This window comes from Herbidospora sp. RD11066, from assembly GCF_054661255.1.
Genome location: NZ_BAAGDO010000124.1, coordinates 1 through 277 on the forward strand (window position 1 = coordinate 1; position 277 = coordinate 277).

At 35.4% G+C, this 277-nt stretch carries 1 protein-coding gene; it reads left to right on the forward strand.

The features are described 5' to 3' along the window. A partial coding sequence (locus tag ACYQ78_RS39530) for a hypothetical protein (protein WP_459806129.1) occupies positions 1-232 on the forward strand: 232 nt, incomplete at its 5' end. Between the last annotated feature and the right edge of the window lie 45 nt (positions 233-277).

Here is a 277-nt window from a genome sequence, read left to right on the forward strand (position 1 = left end):
AGTTAAAGGAAATCCATGCAGTCACTTTTCATGTGGCATTTTTGTGATCTGGACCATTGATGACTTGTTGCGTTATCCTACCCGTTGTTTTAATGGTCTGACCATTGTCAAATCAGCAAGTGAAAAGGTATTTATTATTAGGAAAAGAAAACACTGGAAAATAATTTTGGTTCCTGAACAGTTTGGAAAAATTGGTCCTTGTGTGTGTGTGTGTGTGATAATTAAAATGTAGATGTTACAAGTACACTCTTAAATGTAAGTGTTCTGTGGTCACAGT